The sequence below is a fragment of the Sporosarcina sp. NCCP-2331 genome, from assembly GCF_023707945.1.
Lineage (GTDB): Bacteria > Bacillota > Bacilli > Bacillales_A > Planococcaceae > Sporosarcina > Sporosarcina cascadiensis.
The window spans coordinates 26829-53686 of record NZ_BRCD01000019.1 but is presented as its reverse complement, the minus strand read 5'-3'; the positions used below and the strand labels follow the sequence as shown (position 1 = coordinate 53686).

Annotated in this window: 22 protein-coding genes; 17 read left to right on the top strand and 5 right to left on the bottom strand. The window is 47.6% G+C overall.

Features of this window, described 5'->3' with window-relative positions; genetic code table 11:
* Positions 1-74: 74 nt before the first annotated feature.
* From NCCP2331_RS11905 to NCCP2331_RS11880, 6 genes are all read left to right on the top strand, one after another.
* Positions 75-899 carry a flagellar hook-basal body protein gene (locus NCCP2331_RS11905; RefSeq protein ID WP_153720862.1) on the top strand — a complete coding sequence of 275 codons (825 nt, stop codon included), beginning with the start codon at positions 75-77 and terminating at the stop codon, positions 897-899.
* Positions 900-945: 46 nt separating this feature from the next.
* Positions 946-1779, top strand: a complete 834-nt coding sequence (locus tag NCCP2331_RS11900) for a flagellar hook-basal body protein (RefSeq protein ID WP_251670967.1) — start codon at positions 946-948, stop codon at positions 1777-1779.
* Positions 1780-1801: 22 nt separating this feature from the next.
* The gene (locus tag NCCP2331_RS11895) at positions 1802-2179 is read left to right on the top strand and encodes a DNA-directed RNA polymerase subunit beta (RefSeq protein ID WP_251670965.1); all 378 of its coding nucleotides are present in this window, start codon (positions 1802-1804) and stop codon (positions 2177-2179) included.
* A gap of 72 nt (positions 2180-2251) precedes the next feature.
* Positions 2252-2689 carry a 3-hydroxyacyl-ACP dehydratase FabZ gene (gene fabZ / locus NCCP2331_RS11890; RefSeq protein WP_251670963.1) on the top strand — a complete coding sequence of 146 codons (438 nt, stop codon included), beginning with the start codon at positions 2252-2254 and terminating at the stop codon, positions 2687-2689.
* A 97-nt stretch (positions 2690-2786) separates the two neighbouring features.
* Positions 2787-3182, top strand: coding sequence for a hypothetical protein (locus NCCP2331_RS11885; protein WP_228550988.1), 396 nt, complete (start codon positions 2787-2789; stop codon positions 3180-3182).
* A gap of 88 nt (positions 3183-3270) precedes the next feature.
* Complete coding sequence (locus NCCP2331_RS11880) at positions 3271-3672, top strand: hypothetical protein (protein WP_251670960.1); 402 nt, start codon at positions 3271-3273, stop codon at positions 3670-3672.
* A gap of 170 nt (positions 3673-3842) precedes the next feature.
* On the opposite strand, the gene NCCP2331_RS11875 is transcribed toward NCCP2331_RS11880, so the two are convergent.
* Complete coding sequence (locus tag NCCP2331_RS11875) at positions 3843-4325, bottom strand: hypothetical protein (RefSeq protein WP_251670958.1); 483 nt, start codon at positions 4323-4325, stop codon at positions 3843-3845.
* Between the two features lie 152 nt (positions 4326-4477).
* A complete protein-coding gene (locus NCCP2331_RS11870) occupies positions 4478-4918 on the bottom strand; it encodes a YwpF family protein (protein WP_153720868.1) in 441 nt (146 codons plus the stop codon).
* A 242-nt stretch (positions 4919-5160) separates the two neighbouring features.
* On the opposite strand from NCCP2331_RS11870, the gene NCCP2331_RS11865 reads away from it, so the two are divergent.
* Entirely contained in the window at positions 5161-5574 is a 414-nt protein-coding gene (locus tag NCCP2331_RS11865) for a single-stranded DNA-binding protein (protein ID WP_251670956.1), read from the top strand.
* A gap of 331 nt (positions 5575-5905) precedes the next feature.
* Positions 5906-6085, top strand: a complete 180-nt coding sequence (locus tag NCCP2331_RS11860) for a hypothetical protein (protein ID WP_251670954.1) — start codon at positions 5906-5908, stop codon at positions 6083-6085.
* A gap of 400 nt (positions 6086-6485) precedes the next feature.
* On the opposite strand, the gene NCCP2331_RS18410 is transcribed toward NCCP2331_RS11860, so the two are convergent.
* The 3 genes from NCCP2331_RS18410 to NCCP2331_RS11850 form a co-directional block, all read right to left on the bottom strand.
* On the bottom strand, positions 6486-6614 hold the full coding sequence (locus tag NCCP2331_RS18410) for a hypothetical protein (RefSeq protein ID WP_264879255.1): 129 nt from the start codon (positions 6612-6614) through the stop codon (positions 6486-6488).
* A gap of 125 nt (positions 6615-6739) precedes the next feature.
* Positions 6740-9481, bottom strand: a complete 2742-nt coding sequence (locus tag NCCP2331_RS11855; RefSeq protein WP_251670952.1) for a DEAD/DEAH box helicase — start codon at positions 9479-9481, stop codon at positions 6740-6742.
* A complete protein-coding gene (locus tag NCCP2331_RS11850) occupies positions 9478-11052 on the bottom strand; it encodes a hypothetical protein (protein ID WP_251670950.1) in 1575 nt (524 codons plus the stop codon). Before NCCP2331_RS11850 ends, NCCP2331_RS11855 begins: the two co-directional genes overlap by 4 nt.
* Positions 11053-11803: 751 nt before the next feature.
* Between NCCP2331_RS11850 and NCCP2331_RS11845 the strand changes: the two genes are divergently transcribed.
* From NCCP2331_RS11845 to NCCP2331_RS11805, 9 genes are all read left to right on the top strand, one after another.
* Entirely contained in the window at positions 11804-12253 is a 450-nt protein-coding gene (locus NCCP2331_RS11845) for a transcriptional regulator (RefSeq protein WP_153720874.1), read from the top strand.
* An 813-nt stretch (positions 12254-13066) separates the two neighbouring features.
* Complete coding sequence (locus NCCP2331_RS11840) at positions 13067-13759, top strand: hypothetical protein (protein WP_153720876.1); 693 nt, start codon at positions 13067-13069, stop codon at positions 13757-13759.
* On the top strand, positions 13760-15523 hold the full coding sequence (locus NCCP2331_RS11835) for a hypothetical protein (protein ID WP_153720877.1): 1764 nt from the start codon (positions 13760-13762) through the stop codon (positions 15521-15523). It begins immediately after the preceding gene.
* 492 nt (positions 15524-16015) lie between these two features.
* Complete coding sequence (locus NCCP2331_RS11830) at positions 16016-16999, top strand: nuclease-related domain-containing protein (protein WP_251670948.1); 984 nt, start codon at positions 16016-16018, stop codon at positions 16997-16999.
* Positions 17000-17436: 437 nt separating this feature from the next.
* The gene (locus NCCP2331_RS11825) at positions 17437-18588 is read left to right on the top strand and encodes a CAP and S-layer homology domain-containing protein (RefSeq protein ID WP_251670940.1); all 1152 of its coding nucleotides are present in this window, start codon (positions 17437-17439) and stop codon (positions 18586-18588) included.
* A gap of 83 nt (positions 18589-18671) precedes the next feature.
* On the top strand, positions 18672-19853 hold the full coding sequence (locus NCCP2331_RS11820; protein ID WP_251670937.1) for a S41 family peptidase: 1182 nt from the start codon (positions 18672-18674) through the stop codon (positions 19851-19853).
* A gap of 77 nt (positions 19854-19930) precedes the next feature.
* The gene (locus NCCP2331_RS11815; RefSeq protein ID WP_251670935.1) at positions 19931-21223 is read left to right on the top strand and encodes a nucleotide sugar dehydrogenase; all 1293 of its coding nucleotides are present in this window, start codon (positions 19931-19933) and stop codon (positions 21221-21223) included.
* Positions 21220-21930, top strand: coding sequence for a WecB/TagA/CpsF family glycosyltransferase (locus NCCP2331_RS11810; protein ID WP_251670927.1), 711 nt, complete (start codon positions 21220-21222; stop codon positions 21928-21930). Before NCCP2331_RS11815 ends, NCCP2331_RS11810 begins: the two co-directional genes overlap by 4 nt.
* 700 nt (positions 21931-22630) lie before the next feature.
* Entirely contained in the window at positions 22631-26395 is a 3765-nt protein-coding gene (locus NCCP2331_RS11805) for an S-layer homology domain-containing protein (RefSeq protein WP_251670925.1), read from the top strand.
* The last annotated feature ends 463 nt before the right edge of the window (positions 26396-26858 follow it).

Below are 26858 nucleotides of genomic sequence, written 5' to 3'. Positions count from 1 at the left end.
GTGTATAATAAGAAGTATCATTCTTTCGCATCTAGCGAATGAAGTCGAGAACGGAATAAAAGGAGTGAAATGGAATGTTTCGTGGTTTTTACACGGTAGGATCGGGCATGATCGCACAGCAGCGCCGAACGGAGATGCTTGCGAACAATATGGCCAACGTCAATACACCTGGTTTTAAAGCGGAGCAGTCGACAATCAGGGCTTTTCCTGAGATGTTCATGTCTCGTCTCGATGCAGCGCGCGTGCCGACGGAAAAAGGATTGAATTTTAAAGGACTTGCACCGGTAGGCGGACTGTCCACCGGCGTTTATATGCAAGAAACTCTGCCTTTATTCGCCCAAGGTCAGCTGCGGGAAACAGAATTGAAGACAGATGTTGCACTGATCGACGGACCGATGGATGTCAATGAAGAGACAGGTGTAGCCGGAACGGTATTTTTCACGCTGGAAGGCGAGAATGGCGAACAATACTACACACGGAACGGAAATTTCACTGTCAGTGCAGAAGGCTACTTAACAAACCCGTCCGGACTGTATGTGCTGGACGCAACCGGCAACCGCATTGAACTTACCGGCGATGATATCCGTATTACGGAAGAAGGCATCATTTTCGAGGGAGACAGACAGGCAGCTGCACTCGGTGTAGCATACTCCGCAGAGCCGGATCTGCTGTCGAAACTCGATAACGGTTTGTTCCGGGCACCGGACGGACAGGCGCTGCCGATGGGCGGTAATTACTCTATGCAGCAAGGCTTCCTGGAAGATTCCAATGTGGACGCAGCGCGCGCCATGACTGACATGCTGACGGCATATCGTGCATTTGAAGCCAATCAAAAGATTTTACAGGCCTATGACCGCAGCATGGAAAAAGCAGTAAATGAAGTCGGACGTGTCAACTGATGCTCGCTGATTATGGATTGTCCAAGCAAGAGAGGAGCCGCTTTTTATGATTCGCACAATGACCACAGCAGTCAACACGATGAACCAGCTGCAGCATAAGCTTGATATGATTGGAAATAACTTGTCAAACTCCGCTACACACGGCTATAAATCGACTGACGCTAAATTTCAAGAACTGCTTTACCAGCAGATGAATAACGATAAAGCTGACCGTGCCGACCGCCGTTCTGAAGCAGGTATACGCATGGGAACCGGCTCACGGCTGGGCGGTGTTCAAATGAACTGGAAAGTCGGTTCGCTGCAAGTGACGGACCGCCAGCTGGACTTTGCCCTGACGGAACCGAAACAATATTTTAATTTGATTCAGCCGGGTGAAGGCGGAGAAGAAATCATTTATTCTCGTAAAGGGAATTTCTATGTATCGCCGATGGATAACGGCCAGAATATGCTCGTCAATGAAGAGGGATTGCCTGTGGCGGACAGCGCCGGGCGCCCGATCATGTTTTCAGGACAAGCAACGAATTACCACGTCCATCCAAATGGTTTGCTTGAAGTGACGCAGCCGGGCGGGAGTCAGACGTTCGAGCTCGGTGTGACGGTACTGGAAAAGCCTGATTCTATGGTGCAGCTTTCTGCAACGAACTTCGGAATGCCTGCAGATCTTGCAGGACTCGGTATCCAGGCGAATGATTTACTGACAGAATTAACAGGCGCCGGACGCAGTCAAATCGGCCTGCAGAACAAGGCGCTTGAAGCATCCAACGTCAATTATGAAAAAGAAATGACAGATATGATTTCTGCGCAGCGTGCGTATCAATTTAATGCACGTTCTGTAACGATGGCTGATCAAATGCTGGGTCTAATAAATGGCATCCGCTAAGCGTGCAATAGGAGTACTGACTATGACAGATGAAAATCGTACAACTGAAAAGCAGATCCCGCAGGCCGCTGAAACGAAAGTGAATCAGCCTTCGCGAAACGATCGTCATAAAAAGGTTGAATCAGACGCAAACTTCTGGGCGCGCATCAAAGCCAAATGGCCGAATAAAAGCCCGAAAGAAAATCCGGAAAAACAGGAAGTGCCGGCCGGTGAACTGAAATGGGTGCGCATCCGCATGTTCCCCATCTGGCTGCGCCTGCTGATCCTGCTTGCCCTTATGGTCCTGGCCGCACTGCTCGGCGCCATCATCGGCTTCAGCGTCATAGGCGACGGTTCAGCAGGCGATGTCTTCCAAAAAGACACATGGCAGCATATTTTTGATATAATGAATGGCAAATAGTTTTTTCATTATCTACTGTTGTGAATGAAAATGTAACGGACGAGACATACTCGAACAAAGGAGAGTTTTCCTATGCTGTCAGCAGAGCAGATTCAAGAAATTATCCCGCATCGCTACCCATTTTTATTGGTCGATCGCATCGAAGAACTGGAAGAAGGCAAACGTGCTGTAGGACGGAAGAATGTGACCATCAATGAAGAGTACTTCAACGGTCATTTTCCAGGCTATCCGGTCATGCCGGGCGTTCTCATTGTAGAAGCTCTCGCGCAGGTCGGTGCTGTCGCTTTATTGAAAATGGAGTCAAACAAAGGACGTCTGGCTTTTTTTGCAGGCATCGATAATTGCCGGTTCAAGCGTCAAGTAATACCCGGCGATACACTACGCCTTGAAGTCGAAATTGTTCGTCTGCGCGGAACAATCGGCAAAGGAAAAGCGATTGCCACTGTTGACGGTGAAGTCGCATGTGAAACGGAAATCACATTTGCCCTAGGTCCTGTGCAAGAGCAGTGAATCAGCGAAAAACTCACGGTTTGCATAGAAGTGAAAATTTGATACAATGAACATTGGATTGCCATCACCGGCATACAGTGGGAGGTTACAAAAGAGCATGTTTAAAAAGCTTTCTCCAAATATAAAAAGCAGTATTACCCGTTCCATTTCGCAGTCGTTCGAGCAATATATGAGCGATATCGGCTGGGCGGAAGAAAAGTACGATATCGAACAATTTTACGCGAGCTGGCGTGAATACATCACGACCAAAGCGCTTTGGTATGAGAAGATCCCTGAAGAAATCAAAGCAGATCCCAAATTTCATCAGGACTTGGCAAAACGTGTGGAAGAAGTATTGGTCCGCATCCTTAATGACCCGCCTTCCGAGGAGCAGATCGCACAGATCGAAATCCTGCAGGAAAAGCTGGATACACATTATGAATATGGCTGTAAAGCAGAAGCTTTATACGTCCAAAATGTATTGGAAGCCAAGGCACAGCAACAAAAGAAGTAACATGAATAGTTCCTCCCTTTTCGCACAAGCTAACAAAGATCGTACCGGAGCGTATGATTGACAGCACGCAAAAAGGAGGAATTTTTTTATGATCAGAAAAGCACTGCCAGCAGTCTTTGCATCTGCACTCGTCCTGACGGCTTGTAACACGGATAACGGCGCTCTTCCAGACAACAATGAAACACCGATGGAGAATATGGAGCGAGACAACACGTCAAACGACAACAAGCGCATGGGCCCGAATCTCGATGGTCTCGATGAGAATAACGGGAACAACGGAGGCGTCATGAACGAGGACCGCAAAGGAATCATCGACGACAACAACCAGAACACGCTCGATGAAAACTTAGATCTGGACGGCGGTCTGATGGATGGGGAAAACGGTAATCGCGGCGCACGCGATGACAGCACCATTCAAGACAAAACGAACAGCAGCGACACAGCGCCGGACGGCATCATTCGTGACGAAGATCGTAAAGACAACCGATAATGCTCCAGCTGTCGAAAACGGCTCCTGCTCTACTGGCAGGAGCCGTTTTTAGTATGGGGGAAACTGTCTTGACGCGACAAACCTAATCTGACGCGCGAAAAATGCGTCCAGGCGCTCCAAAAACTGTCTCAACGCGCGAAAAACGCATCTAGGCGCACCAAAAACTTGTCTCAACGCGCGAAAGACACGTCCAGGCGAACCAAAAGCCTGTCCCAGCGCGCGAAAAACGCGTCCAGACGCACCAAAAGTCTGTCCCAACGCGCGAAAGACGCGTCCAGGCGCACCAAAAACCTGTCCCGGCGCGCGAAAAACGCATCCAGGCGCACCAAAAACCTGTCCCAGCGCGCGAAAAACCTATTTTTGCGCGCGAAAGACGCGTCCAGACGCACCAAAAGCCTGTCCCAACGCGCGAAAGACGCATCCAGGCGCACCAAAAGCCTGTTCCAACGCGCGAAAAACGCATCCAAGCGCGCGAAAAGTACTTTCAGGCGCTCGTAACGCCGGGGCAAACGCTCCAAAACTCCGTCTGCGCGCTCGAAACCGTTTCTGTGGCGCTCGTAACTGCCGTTTCCGCGCTCGTAACCAATATTTCTGGTCTTGGTTGCTGTGAATTTCTGCGTATGCTCATAAACATTGCACAACCGCTCATACATATGCGCTGCGTGATCATACTCAGCGGCCGGAGATCATACAGACAGTACACGTGATCATACCCGCATGGTTGGCGCTCATACTCGTCCCATTCGTGCTCATAGCCTCAGCCTAAATAAAAAAAGCCGCCACAAAAGTGACAGCTCCGCATTCTTTATTCCGCAGGCATATTATCCCGGCGCAGCTTCGGCCGATCCCACATCGCTGTTTCAAATTGTTCCAGCAAGGCATCGCCCTCCAAGCCGTCTTCGAGCAGCTCCTCCAGCAAATGCTCCGCATACTTCGACCGGGCGCGTTCCAGGCGGCCTTTCATCAGCACGGAAATACGTTCTCCGATCTGACTCCAGTCCTCAACCGCCACAATGAATGACGCCGGTTCATTTCCCGGATAGGAAATGACTACCCGCACAGTCAATATCGTTTTCTCCGTCTTCCATTTTTCCATAATATCTTTATACTTTTCATCGATAAACAACTCGAGCACCCACAGTCGGTGGCTGTTTTCCTGATTGATAATAATGCCGTCATATAGAGGAAATGGAAGCACTCCGTCATCCTGCATGACTTCCACTGAAATCATTTTAAACGTCTTCATTCGAAATCACCCCGGTACAATTTTCCTCAGTATAGCACAAAAACGCGAAACAGCCGAAAATTCATTAATGCGCGGGGATCTATTCAGGTAAAGATCATAGCTATGCGGATTCCACAATAAGCCGCCGAATGAAAATTAAAAAATCAGCCCATTATTGATCCCAAAAATGAATTTTGCCGCTTTGCCAGGACGGTTCATTTTGTCATAAGATTAACTCAACCTAATGAAAGGAGGAGAAACCAGTGAACCAAGTGGCGTTAGTTGGGCGCATCACAAAAGATCCTGTACTGAAGGAACTCTCTTCGGGAAGAGTCAACACGACATTCTTTCTGGCCATCAACCGCACCTTTAAAAACGCAGACGGTGAGATTGCGACAGATTTCGTCTTGTGCTCTGTCTGGGGAAGAACTGCGGAAAATCTCGTTCGCCACTGCGGCAAAGGATCGCTCGTAGGCGTCAGCGGCAGTATCCAGACGCGCAGCTATGAACGCGAAGACCGCACAAAAGTGTATGTCACAGAAGTTGTTTGCTCAGATGTCCGTTTTCTTTCATCCAAGTCAGCGAAGCCGAATGAAACAGAAATGAAAGCGCACTCAACTGACGAAGCGTCCCAATTTGAAGTCGCTGAAAAAGGACAAGCACTGCCTATTTTCTAATACTTGCATCACTCGAAAAGAAGGGAGGAGAGAAACAGGCAAATCGGCCGCTCATCGCAGTCACTTTCACTCATGATCAACTCCGAGAATGAGTACCTATAATCGAAGAGAAACGAAAAAAGAGAATACTGGAAAGACACTACAAACAAGCATATTCGCCGAAAGAAAACACTCTGTGCGGGGGTGGGGACCCCTCAAGAGAACCAGCTATTCAGCATAGGAACTGAATACGTTTACGCCGACTCATCCGCCGCACGCGCGTCTGGAGACCACTTCCAGCAGCGAGCCGGCGGGATACATAAAGAATTTTTGCGGAAAGGAAGTGAACTCTATGACACTCAATCAGAAAACCCTCCCGAAACACCACCCTCCCGTCTCTCAGCAAGACATCCAGCGCCTCGAAACCCAAATCGGCCAGCTGATCCGCATCATCGCCAACCTCAACGAGCGCCTGAACTACCTCGAAACAAACACCTCGAATCCATTCTTCGTCCCATCCGTCAGAAAGTAACAAGAAAAGACCAGCATTTTACTCGAGATGCTGGTCTTTTCTTTGGTTGTATTGCGGGAAATGTTGGGCTATGAGCATGGGGGCGGGGTCAATGATCATGCCGGTGTGTGCTATGATCAGGCGGTTTGGGCGAATGATCATGCAGCCGGTGTGTATGAGCGGCTGAAATCAGCGAAGCTTCTCTGGCCGGGAGCCGCGCCAAAGTCATGTCCAAGCGAGCCAAAGTCGCGGCGAACCGCACCAAACCCGGAATCCGCCGAACCAAACCGGCGTCGCACCGCGCCAAACCCGTCTCCCACCGAACCAAAGTCGCGGCTTGCCGAACCAAACCCGGCATCCGCCGAACCAAACCGGCGTCGCACAGAACCAAACCCATCTCGAACTGAAACAAAGTCGCCGCTCACCGCACGAAACCGCGTCCTGCCGCACCAAAGTGATGTCCAAGCGAGCCAAAGTCGCGGCTTGCCGCACCAAACCCGGCATCCGCCGCACCAAACCGGCGTCGCACCGCACCAAACCGGCGTCGCACCGCACCAAACCCGTCTCCAACCGAACCAAAGTCGCCACTCACCGCACGAAAAACGCGTCCTGCCGCACCAAACCCGCGTTCAACCGCGCCAAACTCAAATGCCACGCCACCCCACCAAACCAACCTCAATTAAAACTCAGCAAATCCTCCAGCTCGCGATCATTCAGCTCCGTCAGCCACTGGCTCGAATGAATCAAATCGGCTGACAGCGCCGCTTTCTCGCCGAGCATCTGGTCAATCTTCTCTTCAATTGTCCCGACCGTCACAAACTTATGCACGTGCACGAACTTCGTCTGGCCGATCCGATACGCTCGGTCTGTCGCCTGGTTCTCGACAGCGGGGTTCCACCAGCGGTCCGCATGCAGTACGTGATTCGCCTGCGTCAAGTTCAATCCGGTGCCGCCGGCTTTCAGCGACAGGATGAAAATAGGGAACTCGCCGTTCTGGAACGCTTCGACCAACGCATCGCGCTGTCCCTTCGGCATGCTGCCCGTCAAGAATGGCACGTCAATGCCATGCAGCTCCGACAGACACTGCCGCAGCATCTGGCCCATGCCGATGTACTGCGTGAAGATCAGGCATTGCTCGCCGTTCGCCGCAATCTCCGCAGCCATCGAGACGATCCGCGCGAGTTTATTCGAACGTTTCGTCAGCTCAGAAGCGGGCACCTGCGTTTCTTTCAAGAACAATGCCGGGTGATTACAAAGCTGTTTCAAGCGGCTCAGCATTTTCAAAATCAACCCTTTACGCTCAAATCCGGTCAGTGTCTCCAGCTTAAACTTCGTCTCATCGACAAAGCTTTCGTAAAGCGCCGCCTGCTCCGTCGTCAGCGGAACATATTCATTCTGCTCAAGTTTCTCCGGCAGATTCAAGCGCAAGGCCGGATCATTTTTCGTCCGCCGCATCATGAACGGCTGGATGCGCGCGCGCAATTTCCGCTTCTCCGCTTCCAGATCATCCCGCTCAATCGGTACGATAAATTCTTCACTGAACTTGCGGAAACTGCCGAGATAGCCTTTATGAATGAAATCAAAAATCGCCCACAGCTCAGACAGTCGGTTTTCGATCGGCGTCCCGGTCAGCGCAATATGGTGAACGCCGTGCAGTTTGCGAATCGCCCGCGATTGCTTCGTCTGCAGATTCTTGATATTTTGCGCTTCATCGATCGCCACACTTGCAAATGTATATTCCGACAGCATCTCGCCGTCCTGCGTGGCGGTGCCGTATGTCGTCAAAATCACATCTGCTTCCTGCCGGACCATCATCTCGCCGAACTGTTCCTCGCGCGCCCGGTTCGTTCCATAATGCAAATGCACCCGCAAAGAAGGTGCAAACCGCTCCAGCTCCTTCTGCCAGTTGCCCATGACACTCGTCGGGCAGATGATCAGCGAGGGAGAATTGGTTTCTGGCAAATCATGCACATACAATAAGTAGGCAATGAGCTGAACCGTTTTTCCGAGTCCCATATCGTCCGCCAGCACGGCGCCGAAGTCGTTAGCCCGCATGAAATGAAGCCATTCGAAACCTTCCTGCTGATACGGGCGAAGCTCTGCCTGCAGCGATTCCGGCACCGGCACTTCCGGCAGCCCTTTTTTCTCCTGCAGCATCGTCATCACTTTACGCAGTGACTGCTGCATCGAGAACGCCACGAGCGGATCATCCTCTTCTTCCTCGTCCAGCGCCGGCGCAATCTCTTCCGGCACCTCATGGAACAGCAGATCCTTCACCGTCCACTCGCCGTCATCCACCTGCTCCATCAACTCACGGATTCGCTTGAGCCACGCCGGATCCAAATGAAACCACTCATCGCCCGCGCGGATATATTCACGGTTTTCATCCACCATGCGCTGAAACTGCTCACGGTCGATATTCTCGCCGGCCAATGAAAACTGCCAATTAAACGACAGCACTTGATCGAGACTGGCAGACGAACGGTATGACTGCATGCCGGCAGATGTCCGGATCTTCAGCTTCGTCTCCGTAACCGACTTCAGCCATGCCGGCAGAATTACCGGATAATCAAATGCCTGGCATAGAGGCAGGTCTTCCTGAATAAACACCCGCACTTGCGCATCATTCAGCAGCTCATGGACAAATTGATCCTCCGCAGCAAGCTCAATGGAACGGAAAATCCCGGCCATCTCCGCCTGACGATCCTGAATATCCTGCGCAAACTTCTTACGTGCAGCAGGCAAAGCTTCCTCAATCGGAGCATGTACTTTGCGAATCGCAGGCGACCACTGCGCACCGCGTTCGCTGATCAGGATGGTCTCCAGCAGCCAGTCCGTCTCGTCAATATCGGGCTCTGTCAAACGCAGCGCCACACGGAACGGCAGCTTAGTGGATTCACTATGCGGCCAGCCGTATTGCTGGAAGTGGGGGAGCAGCGCAGGGAAATCTTTCATGGACACACCGAGCGTCGCCAGCTGACCACGAACAGCTTGCGAAACATAGCGTCCCGCTTGATCCGACAGACCGGTTTCCTGCATATCAAACGCCAAACCTCCGTCGGTTGCCTGGATATGCGAAAACAGCTTAGGGTCCTGCCAGAGCTGTGCCGCTTCCCGAATCGCCGTCAGCACATCGTCATCTTCTTCTGTTGCACCTGCATAATGAACATACGGATGCCCAGAAGAAGAGAACAAGCGCAGCAATTCATCAATCGTCACGTCAATCCAGCCGTCTCGCTGCGGAACGAGCATGCCGTACAGCGTCGGTTCATCCGAATAAAACAAATACGATACGAGCATGTCCGACGAGATATCCCGAGGTTCTCCGGCGACATTCGCGCTGACCAGGAACGCACCGTCCTGTCCTTCTTTCAGCGTTAATTCCAAGGCAAGTTGCAAGATGTTCGATTGGGTCATAGCAGCAAGTTTCCTTTCTCCATTTCTTCCATCAGTGCACGCAGGCGGGGGAATTGCTGGCGGACTGTGTTGATATAACGGTTCCAAAATTCATTGCGGCCGTCACGTTTGGCAGCCGTTTTCATTTGCTTCCATAAACGCACGGCACGGCGGTAACTGTCGCGATTCTTTTCTTTTACTAATTTCAACGCTTCCGCATGCATCAGCGGGAATACCGCCCTCGAATCTTCGGCAAGTGCCGTTTTCAGCGCATTGCCGTCAATCATATCGACTGAATTCCGCGTCAGATGCATCAGTGCAGCCCACTCGTCATACCGGCTTCTTTCGAATAAAAACTGCCCGTACGCACGGTTCGCTTCCGGTCCGTATGACTGAAACAGCTGGTCCCGCTGTTCTTCGGGTACATCCGATAAAGCCAGCAGCTGATCGATGTCTTCCGCAAAAGCCGGGCGGTTGCTGACAGCCAGCTGCTGATAATAGTCCGCGAGGTGGGGAAGCAATTGCAGCATAATCGACCGGACAATGTCAAAATCCTCGTCCTCTTTCGCATATAGCGCAAACGCCAGCCACTGCGGAACAGCCGTTGGATCCAGCACTTCCAATTCGCGATCCAGCTCGTCAAAACGCCCCGACGTCAAATAAAGAAAAGCACGGAACAGCGAAGCATCCGTCGAAGTTTCATTTTCCAGGCGGCGGATTGCCTCAGATAATTCGGCTTCATCGGTGTAGAGCTCTGTATAAACGAGCCTGAACGCCTCAAAACGTTTCGAGAATAAGCCGTCTTCTTCCACTGCAAACGAATGAATCAGATCTTTCAGCCTGATATGAAAGGCATCGGTTTCAAACAGCCGGGATTTCGAACTCAGCTGGATGATGCCGGCCTTCAATTCGGACAGCTGTTCATTGAGCCAGATCGTCAGCTGCCACTTGCCGTACTGATAGGAATCGTTCGATGACAGCTCGCTGTTCAGGAACGGCCAGGCCGCCTGCAGCAGCGTTAATTCGTAGTACAGCGTAAAGAGCGGCTTCCATTCCCATTCAAAAGGAGAAAGCCGCGTCTTCTGCTGTTCGATTTTCGATGCGTAATGCAAAAAGCCCGTCGGTCCGTCTTTGTGATCGAGTTCCCCGAGCGGCTTCACCAGTTGTGTCAAAGCAGAAATCCAGGCATCCGGCGTCCGCTGCTGAATGGAGAGCTGCGTCTGCACCGAGCCGGACTGCCGCCAGTTATGCAGCCAGTCCGACAGCGAATGAAACTGCGAATACAAATGAAAGACGACTGCGATCTGATGCGCGCACCAGCTGTCGTTCAGGCAGGTGCAGTACGGCTCCATCGTCTGAAATGAAAGCCGGGCGAATTCCGACTCCGTGCCGGAAATATTGGCCATCAGCGACTGCTCGCTCTGTGTGTAGCGGTAGGCGCCGATTGCGTTCATGCGGACTAAAGAAGCCGCCTTGCGAACGGTCTCTGCCTGCTGCGGCACAGTCGGCTGGAATGTATGTTTAATATGGTTCATGAATTCTTCAATTTCACGTTCGTGCAAATTTGCGATGCGTTCAATCGTCATTTGCATCGAATCAACTCCTTATAAAAAAGCATTCCCTCTATTATAGCGGTTTCCGGAGTGCTTTACCACTGCTTGAGAAGAAGGTGGAGGATTCATTTTTGAAGTGTGTGCAATATGAAAGGTGGTAAGTAGGAGGAGACCGTTTCCCTGCGTTCCAGGCGGACGCTTTCCGCGGGGCGCGGATGAGCCGCTTCCTCCGCTGCGCTCCGTCCAGGGTCTCATCATTCGCGCTAGACCCCGCAGGAGTCGCCGCCTTCCACTCCGGTACACTGGCTTGTGTTTCAATAATTTTTGTGTGGGCAAGCAGTATGAGCTTACTATTTGAGACTCTTATAATACTTATGATGTTCATTCACTACTTATCATTCTGCAAAGGCTAAGATTTTTGTAGTTAATACAATCGTGTAATCGAGCAACCAAACTGCGCCAACTAAACTCGTACTCTGCCAAAAAAGCTACATGATATACATTTCCAACAAAAGCGAAGGCGCAACTGCGGGGTCGGCCGTTGTGATGAGACTGCTGGCATGCCCTTCGCCAGTAGGCTCATCACGTAAGGCAATCCCCCAGCGCCGAAGCGGGTTAAAACTACAAACACACAACCCGTTCAAACCTCAATGAATACCGGACAAGTTAGAACCGAAAAACTCTTGACATATTTGATGGAACTAGACACATATCATTCACAAAAGCCTTCTAATTGTGATATATTATTAATAATCGGAATATTCATTAAATTAATAAGGAGGGAGACATCATGTTGCTCATCCAGCGAATCAAGCCCTTTTTCACCAGTCAGGAAGAGTTCAACTTACGTCTTGTATTCGCCTATCAGTATTTTTCCATTAAAAAGAATGACGAAGTGTTCCAGTTTGTACCGTCTGAGGGCAAGGAGATTATCATCAATACGAAAAGTCTGCAAATTGAGAACTTAGGAGAGGTATTTGTCTTTCAGCGGGGGAGTCGGTTCATCAGGATCCCACTTTATCAATTATTGCTAGTTTCCGATTTGCATATGCATTTGTCGACTATACTCGAAGGAGCGATGGAAGTGGAAGGCCATCTAAAAGAGGAAAGTGCGCGTGAAGCAGAGGGATTGGTGCAGCAATTGGAGAAAGAGAATTGGGAACGCATGGTGGATTATGCGCTGGAAACGAAAAACCGGCTCTTGTTTAAGGAGTTGACGGAAGGACTGCGACTGATTTGATGACTATCACCAATTAAAAAACACCTCAGTTGAACCGCATCATACATGCGTCAAAACCGAGGTGTTTTTATGTTGACTGAAACTGTATCGACCATGTCCTCATAGTGTCAGGAAATGGAGCGCCAGTACGAAAAGTCCAGATCCACCAAGGCCCATTGCAAAGTCCTGCCACGTAAACTCAATCGTCTTTTCCAAGTTCATCGCTCATCACTCCTTTATGTAATGTCACGGGTCAACGCCCTTATTACTTGACATACCCGCGATATGATCAATTATAACCGATATTACGGATTTTTAAACATTCAGATTATTAAATGATTATATTTTACTAGGGAATTTTGAATAAATGAGTCTGGGGACTAAGGAGGGGAGCTGCTTTGGATGGTAGGTTCATTGATATTGCTGTGTAACCTAATTTTGGCTTTTGACAGGGCGAGGTTTAAAAATGCTATTTTGGAAAAGTAACATGGAGATTGTAAACCTAGGTTTTTGTTTGGCGCGGCTGTCTCCGGTTTTGGTGCGACACGGGGAGAGTTTGGTTCGCTAAGCTGCCGGAATGGTGCGTTGAAACGGTTTTTTGGCGCGCTGAGCAGACGTGAGATCAGTATCCCATAAATTAAAGCTAAATTGTCGTTGCAAATAAAGTCATGTTAACTAATTTCTAACTCGTTTCACTTCAAAACCACTCCAATCCTATCAAATTCTACTTCAATACGAGACAATCGTTGCAAATTCGCCATTTTTTGATAAAGTAAGAGAGATAGAATTTGAGAAAATCCGAACGAACACGTTAGAGGCAAAGGAGAAGTACATATGTATTCTACTTACGGTTATTGGCGTTCATTAGTATATCCAGACCGGCTTGCCGGCGAATTAGGGCAGGGGGCGGTGGCTGGGTTCAAGCGCCGGGTGTTTGGTGTATTCATTTTAGGCATCATTCTGTTTATCCTTCGCGACATGTGGGGCATGAATACGGAAACGATGACGTATATTCTGGCGAACGGCACAGTCGATGACTACACGATTGCACGTTACGCTTCATTAGTCGGATCGATTTTGTGGTCCGTTATCTACATGGCGTTTCATTTCTGGGGCGTCGCTTGGATTTTAAGCATGATCACGAACATTGCGTTCAAACCATTGCTGAAACTGCAATTGGTTGTTGTCGGCTTGCTGTTATTTGAGAAGCTGATTAACTTCCTGGTGTTCGCACTGGCAGGCAAGGCAGCGAGCGTTTCGATCCTTTCATTCGGACCGCTGGCGATGACATTTTTGGAAAACTGGTACATTATCTTCTTCGTCAATCAATTGACGATATTCTCCGCGCTGGTTGTGGCGGTGCAATACCGGTTCATTCGCTTCTATGATGCAGAAGGCGAAGGAGTCCGCAAAGATGTGATCTGGCTGTTGATCGCATTGCAGATTGTATTTGCGCTCATTACAGCGGCAGTCGGTTTCGTTCCGGTAGAAAAAATGCTGAATTTATTGATGATTGGGGGACTGTAAATGATGAAATCACGGAATATCATCGTGGCGGTCCTCATGACAGCTTTTATTGCACTCAACAGTTATCTCGTGTTTTCCGAGAAAAGTGTGATTCCGAAATCATTTTATGTCAACGGCTATGAGCGGCTGGCGGCGGACGATTACACGAAAGAGCTGGATAAAGAAGGCTTCATTGCGCCGAAAGATTTGCATACGGTGTATTTGAAGGAAGACCAGACGATTGACTCGTGGCTGGTGAATGAAGGAGAGACGGTCGATTTTGGAACGGAACTTGCTTCATTGAAGACCGATCATATCGATCAGCAGCGCAGTCAATTAAATGCGGAGCGGGCAGCTTTGCAAAATCAGGTGTCGACGATTCGTCAGACGATCAGCGACCTGGAGTATGAGCAGAAAAGCAGCAACGGATCGCGGGGCAACAGTGATTCGTATGATTCGAATGATGATAAGAAAGTGCAAGTGAATATTGATGTAGGCGTTGACGTGGTAGGGGAAGGCACGTTCGCGCAGGCGATTGCCGATGCGGAACGTGATTTGGCCCAAGTGCAGCGTCAAATCGAAACATTGGACTCGAAGATTGACGAGCTGCCGACAGAAGCGGCGATGACGAGTCCGGTGAACGGCTACGTGGTGAAGATTAACCGCGACAGTGCTTCGGTCGATATTTATAGTACGGACCAGACGATCGTGACGTATGTTCTGCATAATGAATGGCAGGATATCGAGCCGGGCAGTTTTGTGACGATCCAGCACGAAGCGATTCGTACACCGTTTGTGTCGAAAGAAGTGCCGGAAGAAACACCGGTCAGCGGTACGGAAGATGAAGTGGCGGCTGTATCGGCTGACGGCACACCGCCTGCAGTGGTGGAAGATCAGTTTGGCGATGATTTGAATCATGATGTCGATCGTTCGAAGACAGGCGGGAATGATGCGGATTTGCAGGACTTTGATACGGACATCGGAGATCCCGATACGGATGTCAACAGTGATGACAATCCGGACGGCACGCTTGGCAATCCGGATGGTTCAATAGATAATTCGACAGATGAGTTCGAAGATCCGAACACGACGATTGAAGAGCCGGACAGCACGATTGAGCCGGATAATGAGGTTATAGATCCGAACGATACGGAAAATGAACTTCCACCTGAAGGCGGCATAATCGAGATGCCAGAGGGACAGTCTGTGCCTACAAAAGAAGAGAAAAAACTGGCGGATATCAAGGAGCGCATTACCCCTGATTATCCGACTGAAATCTCTACGCTCAGCGGGACAGTAGTTTCGGTTTCCAAAGTGCCTGCACAGGATGATAAATGGCTGAAAGCTTATAAGGCGCTCGGCAATACGCAGAAGGACAATCCACTGGCGTATTATGAAGTGCGTATTGCGCCGTACGATGAGCAGCTGGAACTGCCGTTCGGCACGAATGTCAACACGTTCATCCAGACGAATGAAGCCAATCAGGCGACGAGCATTAAGACTAGCTGGCTGGTGAATAAACATAATGACACAGCGAAAGTGTGGACGCTCGACAGCAAAGGCCGTGCAGTGCAGACTGTTGTGGAAACACCGTTTACGTCGCTTGACCGCTCGATTTTAGTGAGCGGCACACAGCCGGGCGCAGTTGCGTTGTATAATGTCAACTTGGATGACAGGTTGGATAATCAGTCAGTTTTCCATCCGCAGCCGCTGTATCTGCCGGAGTGGGATAAGTGGAAAGGTGTGCACTGGCAAAGTTATGTGCGTTATATGGTGAAGCATTAAGATGGAAAAACTGCCCTTGTGGCAGTTTTTTTCGTTTTTGGGGAGGGGGGGTTGGCGTTGCGTATGTGAGTGATCATTGGGTGCTCCTGTGTGATCATAGCGCGTGCCATAGCGGCAAATTCAGCTTGGTGGAAGTGCGTTTGATCATTGAATCGTGTCGAGTGATCATGGAACCTTGTTGAGTGATCATAAAGTGTTGCTGGGTGATCATAGCGGTTGTCCGTGCGCTCATTTCGCTGGCTGGCGTGATCATAAACAGTGCGCAACCGCTCATGACATTTGAAAACAATTAGTACTTAGTATTCATTTTATTGAAAACCTTTCAAAATAGTAGAATCTCGGATACCAAAATCAAGTTTTCCCACTTATTTCGAAATGAAAATTCAATTTCACCCTCCAAACCCGCATCAAAAATGAGTTTTATCCATAAAGTCCCATTCCTCTGAATTCTTGCTATAATAGGGTTTATAGCTAATGGAGGGAGGAGTATATTTGATTTATAAAACACGTGAAATGCCAAGAGTGATGATCGGCCAGCATGCGTTATTAAAGCGCCTGCCGTCTGCTCATCCGAAATATGAGAAAGTGCGGATGGATTTTTACAACGGAAAGGCAGGATTTGGCGGCGAAAAAGAGTTTGATTACCACTTGCGTGAGTTTGTGCCGTGCTATCCGCATGCTATATTGCATGATTTGTATTTGAAGTATGATCAATTTTATTTTCAGATTGATTCGCTGCTGATTACGCCGAGTGTGATTGTCTTGTTTGAGATCAAGAATATTGCAGGAAAGCTTCACATAAAGCAAAATCCTACGCAGTTTATTCGGGAGTCTGCGGCGGGTGAGCGGACTGTGCTGAGAAGTCCGATTGAAGAGCTTGAACGCAAAAAGTACTTTCTGCGAAACTGGCTGGCGCAGCGGAAAGTGGATATTCCGATAATAGATTATGTCGTGTTTGCTTATCATAATGAGCTGAATATCGAGAATATGGAAGCCCACCGAATTGTTTTCTCCTATGAAGTCCCCAATAAACTACGCGCGCTGGAAATGGATACTGCCATTTTGAATGAAAGACAGGTGCAGCATCTGGCCAGCGAATTAGCGAAATCCCACCGTGTATTTGATCCCCTTCCAATGAAGCAGAAATATGACCTGGCATCTGAAGAACTCATGACCGGCGTAACTTGTCAGGTGTGCGACCGATTCAGTATGCAATGGCGAATGAGAACTTGGCAGTGCCAGACATGTGGTTACAAAGATCCCCTTTGCCATCTGAATACCCTTCAAGAATGGCTATGCATAGAAGGCGGGCAAGTGACGAATCAGCAATTCCGACAATTCAGCAGGATAAGTTCGCGCCATACGGCAAAGCGGTTACTGACCAATGAATTTACCGAGCTGCATGGTAAGAATAGGACATCGACCTATCAACTTTCTTCGCGATTGCTAAGTATCCCGGCTAAATTACCGTTTTAAATGAAATTGGCTATGCTCATAGGAACCTTGCAAGTGATCATATAGAATTGGCCAGCGCTCATACTTATTGGACGAGTGATCATGGGAGATGTTTGTATGATCATAGAGGCGGGATGGGTGATCATGGACAATGAAGCGGTGATCATAAACGATTTTTTAATGAAAAGCTGGCTTTTCCACCATTTTAAGCGCATGGTTTTTTTCATGCGCTTTTGTTTTTGTCTTACTTGATCATAGGAGTGGCTCAAGCGCTCATTGGCCCTTGGCGCGTGATCATAGCTCTGTGCCAGGCGCTCATAGACCATTCACGGATGATCATGCGACCCTTGCGGGTGCTCATTAAGACGGGTTGCGTGCTCATAAAACATATTTCCTACCAAATCCCCCTGCAAAACTGGGCGGTTATCCAGTATACTCTACAAAAGGAGGTTGAAACTATGAAACTTTCAAATGGGCAGAGGTTGTTTATTGGCACGGCTGCTGTGACGGTGGCTGCAACGGCTGTTTATGTGCCGGGTGCTTCGGCGGCGGGTTTTAAGGATGTGCCTGCCGGGCATTATGCGGAGGAAGCGATTGCTTATATGGCGGCGAATCAGATTATTAATGGGTATCCTGACAATACATATGGTCTCAATCAGCCGGTGACTCGGGCGCAGGCTGCTAAAATGATTGCGCTGGCGATTAAGGCGAAGCCGAGTCAGGCGTATAAAATGAATTTTACGGATGTGAAGCCGGCTCACGGATCTTATGATCATATTCGGGCGCTCACTGAAAAAGGTTTGTTTGCGAATACGGCGAAATTCAATCCGAATGAACCGCTGACGCGCGGGCAGATGGCGAAGCTGCTGGTTCTCGGTTATAACATTATTACGGATGATAATGATTTTATTCGATTTGCGGATGTGTCGAAGTCGAACGGGGCTTATCAATACATTATTACGATTGCGGAGTTGAATATTACGACGACACGGCCGGGGGCTAAGTTTAATCCGAATGAGTCGGTTACGCGTGCGCAGATGGCGGCGTTTCTTTATCGGACGATTGAGTTTGATAATAAACGTGCGAAAGGGCTGATTACGTACGATGCGAAACAGAAGCGTTATGTGGATCATCAGAAACCGGTGGCGCCCGAACAGCCTAAACCAGAAACTCCAAAGCCGGAACAGCCGAAACCAGATCCGAAACCTGAACCGCCTGTGACTCAGCCTTCATTGGCGGCGCAGACTATTATCAATGTCAATGCGGAGCGGAAGGCGGCGAAAGTGGCGACGCTGCCTGCAGATCCGGCACTTAACCGGATTGCGGCTGCGAAAGCGGAGGATATGGCGAAGTATGGAGAGCTGTCGCATACTTCAAAGACCTACGGCACCGTGCCGGAAATGCTCGCGAAGTTTAATTATAAATGGAAAGCGTATGGAGAGAATATTGCGGCGGGCTATAGCACGGCTAAAGGTGTTACGGAGGCATGGATGGCTTCGCCCGGTCACAAGGAGAATCTGCTGAGCAGTTCATTCAGCCATATGGGAGCGGGGACGGCGACCGGCACGGACGGCACGGTCTATTGGGTCAATCTGTTTTCAAAAAAATAAATGTGGACAGGCCGCTTAATCGCAGCCGGTTAGGGTATAGTGAGAAGATACATATAAGAACGCACCATAGGGGAGGAAACGCAATGAAACAGACAGCTTTCGCGGCAGCGGCCATCATCGCCTGGCTCTGCCTTGCACCCACTTCGCATGCAGCTACACTTGACGAAGTGAAAGAGATTGTCGAACTGTATTATTACGGTGAAAAGCCGATGAATATCAGTAAAGCTAAAACGGTTAATGAAATTATTGCTCAACTGGATGAATACTCGATCTACATGACGCCTGCAGAGTATAAGGAGTATTTGAACCAATACGCGAGTGCGGGACCGTCTACTCAAGTGGCTTCCGTTAATGCGCCGATTATGAATAAAACCAATGTGCAGTCACATATGATGTACGGAAATATCGGTTATTTGAAAATTAAGACTTTTTCAGCGCATCTGTTGGAAGACGTCAATACGCACTGGGCACGCCTGAAAAGTCAAGGCGCGGAGAAACTGATTCTTGATTTGCGTTATAACGGCGGAGGATATGTCGAGAGTGCAGAGCAGTTATTAGGTTTCTTCCCGAAAGTGAAAGATGCCTATAAGCTAAAAACGCGTATGGGAGTTGAGTCAGCAAAAGCGATTCCTGCAAAGAATAAATTCCCGGCTGACACATACGTCCTCGTCAACCGATTCTCAGCTTCCGCGTCTGAAATTGTCGCGGTCAGTGTAAAAGATCAGGAAGCGGCGGTTGTAGTAGGGGAAGGCACGAAAGGCAAAGGAAGCGTGCAGTCGTTATTTGAACTGGAGAACGGCGGCGCGCTGAAGCTGACGACCGGACATTATACTGGACCAAAAGGAACACCGGTACAGCATAAAGGGGTACAGCCGACAATCAAAATGACACCCGGGACAGAGATGACAGGTATTCATAAACGTCTGATTACGGCAGGACTTGCTGAAAAGAAGTACAAGGCGGTTGAAGGGCCAATCAATGTTCCAAGACAGAAAGTATTCAATGTACAGTTCACGCAGCCGATGAACTTTGGACCCGAGAAGAGTTTCGATAAGGTGGAACTTATCAAATTCGGAAGCGTCTCTATACCTACATCGAAAAAAATCACGAATACTAAAACGATATCCATCCAGCCGGCTAAGCCGATGCAGCTGGGTGCGGAATATATGCTCATCGTACACCCCGGCATTAAAAGCACGGGTGGCCGATCCGTTAAACAAGGAACGTACACACCATTTACCGTACAAAAAACACAAACTAAATAAATATAGTCGCCCGGTAGGTAACTTGGTATACTATATGGATGTCATCATATAAACGGAAAGCGAAGGTAGAAAAACTTATGCAAAAGAAACTATGCGTAGTGGGACTCGGGTATATCGGTCTGCCGACAGCAGTCATGTTCGCGAACAGCGGCCTGCAAGTGCACGGCGTCGATAAAAATGAGCGGGCCATCCAGCTCATCAATAATAAACAGCTTCATATAGAAGAAAACGGTTTGCAGCAAAGGCTTGAGCAGGCAGTAGACGAAGGACATTTCACAGCTTCCACCACACCTGTTGAAGCAGATGTCTTCATTATAGCAGTGCCGTCACCGATCAATCCGGACAACACAGCGAACCTGGAATTCATTCGTCAGGCAACGGCTTCGATCGTGCCATTCGTTAAGAAAGGCAATCTCGTCATTCTGGAATCTACCGTTCCGCCGAAGACAGTAGAGAACGTCATGCTGCCGGAACTGCGTAAAACGGATTTAATCATGGGAGAAGAACTATTTGTCTCACATTCACCGGAACGAGTCATACCCGGCAAGATCTTCGAAGAACTTGTCAACAACGACCGCATCGTCGGCGGCATCAATCCGAAGTCAGCTGAAATGACGAAGGAATTGTATCAGGCATTCGTGCAGGGAACGATTCATTTAACGGATGCTACAACAGCGGAACTTGTTAAAGTAATGGAGAACACATACCGCGATGTGAACATTGCATTTGCCAATGAACTCGCGAAAATCGCGGAAGGTATTGATGTGGATATATGGGAAGCTATTAGATTCGCGAACTTCCATCCGCGAGTGAATATCCATACACCGGGGCCGGGCGTAGGCGGTCACTGTATCGCAGTAGATCCATGGTTCTTAGTAGAACTGGCACCGGATAAAGCGGACATCATCAAAAAAGCCCGCCTGACAAATGACGGCATGCCGATGTACACAGCACAGCGCGCGAAGAAGCTGCTATCACAGTATGGTGTGGAGACTGGGAAAGTGGCGGTTCTTGGATTAGCATTCAAAGGCAATGTCGACGATATGCGCGAAAGCCCGGCAACGAAAGTGATCGAGTCACTGCAGGAACTGGGAGTAGAAGTGACTTCATTCGATCCGCACATCAAGGAACTGCAGCATCCGACGCAGACGGCAACACTTGAAGAAGCCATCGGAAATGCTGACTTGCTTCTATTAACTACTGATCATGATGAATTCAAACAACTGGATCCGGCGAGCCTGCAGACGAAGCAGCCGAGACCGATCATGCTCGATACGAAAAACGCTTTGAATCCGGATAAGTGGGAACGGGCGGAATACCGGTATTTCAAACTTGGAGACGGCAAAAAAGAAGGACAGCTTAATCAATGAAAGAAGAAATACTAGGCGTTGCCGTTAATACCGAGAATTATGATGAATTGATTCCGAAAGTCTTCGCGAATATCGAAGAAGGCAAGAAATCACTCGTTGTTGCAATCAATCCAGAGAAGTTGATGAAAGCGAAAGAAGATCCCGAACTGAAAGCACTGCTGAACAGAGCGGAATTTCAAATACCTGACGGCATCGGAGTCATTCTCGCTTCGAAGCTGAAAAAAGGTCAGATTGCTTCGCGGGTAACGGGAATTGATATGATGGACCGCATTGTACAGGAAGCAGCCGTCAGAGGAAAACGGATTTTCCTCTACGGCGCAAAACCTGGAGTGGCGGATGCGGCGGCAGCTAGATTGCAGGAACTGCATCCGAACATTCAGATTGCAGGGGTCCAACACGGATATGAGAAAGATACACAAGTTGTACTTGATGCTATTAATGAAGCGAGACCGGATATTTTGTTTGTGGCGATGGGATCACCGAAGCAGGAGCAATGGATCGAGCAGCATCGAAATCAGTTGCATCCGATACTTTATCAGGGAGTTGGCGGATCGTTTGATGTGCTGGCGGGCAATATCAAACGGGCGCCGGTAGCTTTTCAGAAAGCCGGGGCGGAGTGGCTGTACCGGCTGCTGCTGGAGCCGAGCCGGATCAAGCGGCAGATGAATCTTCCGAAGTTTTTACTGGAAGTTTATAAAAAGAAATGATTTAAAAGTTGACCATAATAAGTTAAATAAAGAAGTTTGGATTCGTCATTGAATCGTTGATCTGCGTTTCAGGCGGACGCGTTCTGGAGGGCCCGCGGTGAGCCAACTTGGTCGCAAGCTCCCGCAAGTTGTCTCACCTGTCGGGCTGATCCTCCCAGAGTCGCCGCCCTGCACTCCGATCAACTAAGTATTTTATAAACAAATTGGCAAATGTAGAAAAATCAACTCGTTTTAAAAAAGTTAAATAATCGAAAAAACATTTCAATATTAAAACATAAACTATCAATCGCATCTTGTAATCTAGTAAACTTAATGATAGAATACGGAAGTGTAAGGATAATTTTCTCTTAGCATATAGCACAATGCCACGCGAAGCGTTACGGTTGGTTGACCGCAAACAAAAAGGCTAGAACAGTTCCCATCTGTTCTAGCCTTTTTGTATGTCGTTTTCCAAACGTAGCCAATTCAACCTATTTTAAAAAACTCTTGGCAAATACTTGCATCTTCCAAAAATATCGGTAGAATAGAAGTTGCGGCAAAAAAGATTTGTCGATGTTTGTTAGCAAACTAGCAAACTTTATAAAATTCAATTGACATCTTGACCGTTCTTATCTATACTTTACTGTGTAATGCCTACTACTTTCATACATAGGTAGTAAATCGGCAAAAACAGAGATACCTAAGAGGAGGAAATTATTCAATGGCTAACCAACCAACGAAATATCGCAAGTTTGTAGTAGGGGCTGCTTCAGCTGCACTAGTAGCATCAGCAGTAGCACCAGTTGCATTCGCGGCAGACTTTTCAGACACAAAAGGCAACACACACGAAGAAGCAATCAAAGCACTATCTGATGCAGGTGTTATCACTGGATATCCAGATGGTACTTTCAAACCCAACAAAACATTAACTCGTTCTGATGTAGTTAAATTGATGGGTAAATGGCTTGTATCTGAAGGATACAAAGTGCCGGCTGACGCTCAGTCGAAACCACGTTTTGCTGACTTGAAGTCTACTTCTAACAAAGAATTGCTAGAAATGGCTGCAGTTGTTTTCGACAACGGTGTATTCGTAGGAACTCCAGACGGAAAACTTGATCCGACTGGCGATATCACACGTGAGAACATGGCAATCGTTATTGTCCGCGCATTCGACCGCGTACACGACATTGATCTTGCTTCTTATGTAGCAGCACAAGACTTCAAAAAAGATGTTACTGACCTAGGTAAAGCAAAAGCAGAAGCTCGTCCGGCAATCGACGTATTGGACTTCTTCGACATCACAAACCCAGCTGCACCTCAGTTCAACCCTAAAGAAACTACAACTCGCGGACACTTTGCAACATTCTTGCATAAGACATTGAACGCTGACTTCTCTGACGTAGAAGGCGGAGTAGTAGCACCAGGTGTTGCATCAGTTAAGGCGGTTAACGCTACGACTGTTGAAGTAACATTCAAAGATGCAGTTGATGCTGACAACCTTAACTCCTTACACTTCTCAATCGACGGTTTGACTGTATCTAACGCTGCAGTAAAACAAACTGACGATAAGACGGTTGTATTGACAACTGCTACTCAAAAGGGTGGAGAAAAATACACAGTTACATTGAATGAAAAAGCAATCGGTTCATTCACTGGTGTATCTGCAGTAGTTCCTGAAAAAATTAACTTGAACACGAAATCAGTACAAGGTGTTGTTGGCCAACAAGTGATCCTTTCTGCTGATATTGGCGTGAAAGAAGCAGGCGTTCCTGTAACTTTCAACGTAAAAGCTAACACAACAGGTACATTGAATAAAGACCAAGTGTTTGAAGTAGTAACAAACGCTGATGGTATCGCTACGTTCTCTTATACACAATACAATGCTGGTAACGATACAGTAACTGTATATCCAACTGGTAAAGCGGACCTACGTGAACAAGGTACGGTTTATTGGGAGAATGCTGCTCAATTAACAATCAAAGATATCACGGAAGCTACTACACTAGCTAACGGATCTAAAAAAGCATACGAAATCAACTCTGCAAAGAATGCTAACAAAGTAGTATTTGTTACTTTCAAAGAGAACTTGAACGTTACACCTGACAAATTAGTTAAAACAATTAAGGCTGAAGGTGTATCTACGTATAACTTAGATACAGTTACAGGCGTACCAACAACTACATCTGCTGACTACCCATACAAAGCATCTACAGGCGGCGAAGCAGTTATCGCTGTTAAATTAGATGGTAAAGGTAAAGCGAATCTAGTTCTAACTGGTGCTAACGCAACTGCAACGCCTATCGTATACGAAGGTAAGCAATTAGCTGGCACGAATGGCACAAGCCAATTCAACTTTGATGCAAAGTATGATGCAAGAGCTATGCAAGCATCAGCTACACCTGTTACATTCAACGTACAACATGCACTTGGATTAACAATTGCAGCTGAAGGCGTACAAAATGCAGCAACATACAAAAACGCTACTGAAACAGGCGGCCGTGACTACACAGTTACTTTCAACACGAAAGATGGTAAAGCTGCAGCTCCTGGAACAGTTGTCAATGTTGCAATCAACACTGAAAACATCAAAGGATCTCTATACCTTCTAGATTCTGATAATAAAGCAGTTACTGCTGTTAAAGATGGCGATACTAACATCTATAAAGTACTAGTAGAAAAAGACGGTAAAGCGACATTTACAGTTGCAAGCACTGTTGAAAACGACTATGTAGCTCCTGTTGCATTCATCGACAACGGTAAGACAAACGGTAAATTGGATGCTGACGACCTACAAACTGCTGGAGAAGTAACATACTTCGTAGACGCTGTTGAATACACTGCTAACTTGAAAGCTGTTGACAAAAACGGCAAGAAAGTTTCTACAGTTGTTGCTAACGGTGCAGAGCCTGCAACGTTCATTTATCAACTAGTTGACCAAAACGGTAAGCCACGTTCTTCTAAAGATGCAACTACTGTATCATTTGAAGTTCAAGCAGGAACAGGAAATATTTCTGCGAACGGAACACCTATTGCAGCAGGTACAACTAAAACAGTTCCAGCAGTAATCACTGCAGGTCAAACAGAAGCAAAAGTTAATGTTGTAGCGGCTACTCCAACTACAGCAACTGTAACTGCTACTGGATCTAAAGCAGGTGTTGTATTACCTTCTACAAATCCATCATCTGTATCTGTGAACTTCTCTCAATACGGTTCTGCAGCTATTACAGGTACTGTTACAAACCTTAATACAGCACTAGAAGTATTAACAATCAACGATACAGTTTATAATTATGCAAATGCTAAAGCATACCAAATCAAAGGCAGCGCAGTAACGAAATCTGCGTTTGAAAGCGAAATCGTAACTGGTACATCAAAAGTATCTGTAACTGTTGATGCAGATGGCAAGTTTACGTTTAACGTATTGGATGCTAATGCTACAATTCCGGGTGTAGACCCAGTTGTTAAGAGCGTCGATGTTACAGCACCAGATACTATTGTAGTAACATTCTCTGATAATGTAACTCCGGCTACACCACTTGCAACTCAATTTGCAATTGACTTCAATAAAGATGGTGTTATTTCATCAGATGAATATGCGACAGTCGCTTCTACTTCTACTGACAAATTGACATTAACTTTCGCTTCAAAACATAACGTTGGCGCTGCAGCAACTGTTTCAGTTCCAAACCTAGTTTACACACCGAGTACATCAACTCCTGCAGGTAATCTAGTGGTTGATGGAAAGACAATTGACGGTTTCAATGCGGCTGTTAAAGTACCTGCAGTTGCACACGGAGTCACAGTTTCAGCTACACCGGCAGCTACACCAGGCGTTGCTGCATCAACTCTAAGCGCTAAGTTGTCTATTCCAACTGGAACTATTACTACAGCGGGTATTCTAAACGTAAGTCTTCAAGCTGACAAAGCAGGAATTACACCAGCAGTTACTGTACCTGTTTCTGTGACTTTGTTAGATGATGAAAAAGTTGTAGCAAGCAAGATTGCTGCTGAACTTAATAAGTTGACAGTTTTAACTGATAAATTCACGGTTACTTCAGATGGTGCTGACGTAGTTGTAGTTTCAAAAGATACAGCAACTGAAGCTTCAACAACTTTAGTAGTTGATACTGTAGCTGGCGGAACAGCAGCAGGAACAGCAGCTGCGCCAACTGCTGGTACTAGTACTGCAGGCGTTGTAGGGTCAACTGCTGTAACTAACGCAAAATTCACAGCCGTAACTGCAACAGCTAATGTTAAACCACTTACTGTTAATGTTTACTCAAACGGTAAAGTACTGATTGACAAATCTTATACTGTAGCTGTAAATGCACTAGATACTGCAGATACTGTAGCGACTAAAGTTGCGGCAGCATTGAACGCAGATACAACTATCACAAATGCATATACAGTAACTGTTAATGCTGATACTGTAACTTTAACAAACAAAGATAAAGGTAATTACACAACTACTATTTCTGTTAACTAAAGTTCGAGTGTCATAAAGTTACTGGTGCCTGTGCACCACACAATTCAGACGCTATTCTGACAATATGATAGTATAGTAACTGAAGAAAAAATGATCCTGCGGAGAGCAATCTCGGCAGGGTCTTTTTCTATTCTGAGAATGCTCCTTCTCGGAACTTCATAACGCAAACAAGCCCTCGATCCGTAAGTGGAAAGAGGGCTTGTTGTGTTGGAAGGTTGCCATATACCAAACGGCAACTCCAGTCCGAGTCATATGCAGTTCAATCAAACGTTGTCGCCTTCAAAAAGTCCATCCGGACAAAAATCACCAAGATTTCTTCGGATGACTTTTCTTATTTCCATGAAGAACATCTGAAAATTAAGCTTCATTTCATTAATACAATATGCAAAAAAGTGAACACAAAAAAGAAAGGCATGCCAAAGAAGCCCTTCTTTAAAGGTTAAAAAAATTTGAGCGAGTTGTT

Excerpts from the sequence above, each read along its gene's own strand:
- NCCP2331_RS11905 (WP_153720862.1), top strand. The coding sequence starts at position 75 with ATGTTTCGTGGTTTTTACACGGTAGGATCGGGCATGATCGCACAGCAG.
- NCCP2331_RS11900 (WP_251670967.1), top strand. The coding sequence starts at position 946 with ATGATTCGCACAATGACCACAGCAGTCAACACGATGAACCAGCTGCAG.
- NCCP2331_RS11895 (WP_251670965.1), top strand. The coding sequence starts at position 1,802 with ATGACAGATGAAAATCGTACAACTGAAAAGCAGATCCCGCAGGCCGCT.
- fabZ (WP_251670963.1), top strand. The coding sequence starts at position 2,252 with ATGCTGTCAGCAGAGCAGATTCAAGAAATTATCCCGCATCGCTACCCA.
- NCCP2331_RS11885 (WP_228550988.1), top strand. The coding sequence starts at position 2,787 with ATGTTTAAAAAGCTTTCTCCAAATATAAAAAGCAGTATTACCCGTTCC.
- NCCP2331_RS11880 (WP_251670960.1), top strand. The coding sequence starts at position 3,271 with ATGATCAGAAAAGCACTGCCAGCAGTCTTTGCATCTGCACTCGTCCTG.
- NCCP2331_RS11875 (WP_251670958.1), bottom strand. The coding sequence starts at position 4,325 with ATGTATGAGCGGTTGTGCAATGTTTATGAGCATACGCAGAAATTCACA.
- NCCP2331_RS11870 (WP_153720868.1), bottom strand. The coding sequence starts at position 4,918 with ATGAAGACGTTTAAAATGATTTCAGTGGAAGTCATGCAGGATGACGGA.
- NCCP2331_RS11860 (WP_251670954.1), top strand. The coding sequence starts at position 5,906 with ATGACACTCAATCAGAAAACCCTCCCGAAACACCACCCTCCCGTCTCT.
- NCCP2331_RS11855 (WP_251670952.1), bottom strand. The coding sequence starts at position 9,481 with ATGACCCAATCGAACATCTTGCAACTTGCCTTGGAATTAACGCTGAAA.
- NCCP2331_RS11850 (WP_251670950.1), bottom strand. The coding sequence starts at position 11,052 with ATGCAAATGACGATTGAACGCATCGCAAATTTGCACGAACGTGAAATT.
- NCCP2331_RS11845 (WP_153720874.1), top strand. The coding sequence starts at position 11,804 with ATGTTGCTCATCCAGCGAATCAAGCCCTTTTTCACCAGTCAGGAAGAG.
- NCCP2331_RS11840 (WP_153720876.1), top strand. The coding sequence starts at position 13,067 with ATGTATTCTACTTACGGTTATTGGCGTTCATTAGTATATCCAGACCGG.
- NCCP2331_RS11835 (WP_153720877.1), top strand. The coding sequence starts at position 13,760 with ATGATGAAATCACGGAATATCATCGTGGCGGTCCTCATGACAGCTTTT.
- NCCP2331_RS11825 (WP_251670940.1), top strand. The coding sequence starts at position 17,437 with ATGAAACTTTCAAATGGGCAGAGGTTGTTTATTGGCACGGCTGCTGTG.
- NCCP2331_RS11820 (WP_251670937.1), top strand. The coding sequence starts at position 18,672 with ATGAAACAGACAGCTTTCGCGGCAGCGGCCATCATCGCCTGGCTCTGC.
- NCCP2331_RS11815 (WP_251670935.1), top strand. The coding sequence starts at position 19,931 with ATGCAAAAGAAACTATGCGTAGTGGGACTCGGGTATATCGGTCTGCCG.
- NCCP2331_RS11810 (WP_251670927.1), top strand. The coding sequence starts at position 21,220 with ATGAAAGAAGAAATACTAGGCGTTGCCGTTAATACCGAGAATTATGAT.
- NCCP2331_RS11805 (WP_251670925.1), top strand. The coding sequence starts at position 22,631 with ATGGCTAACCAACCAACGAAATATCGCAAGTTTGTAGTAGGGGCTGCT.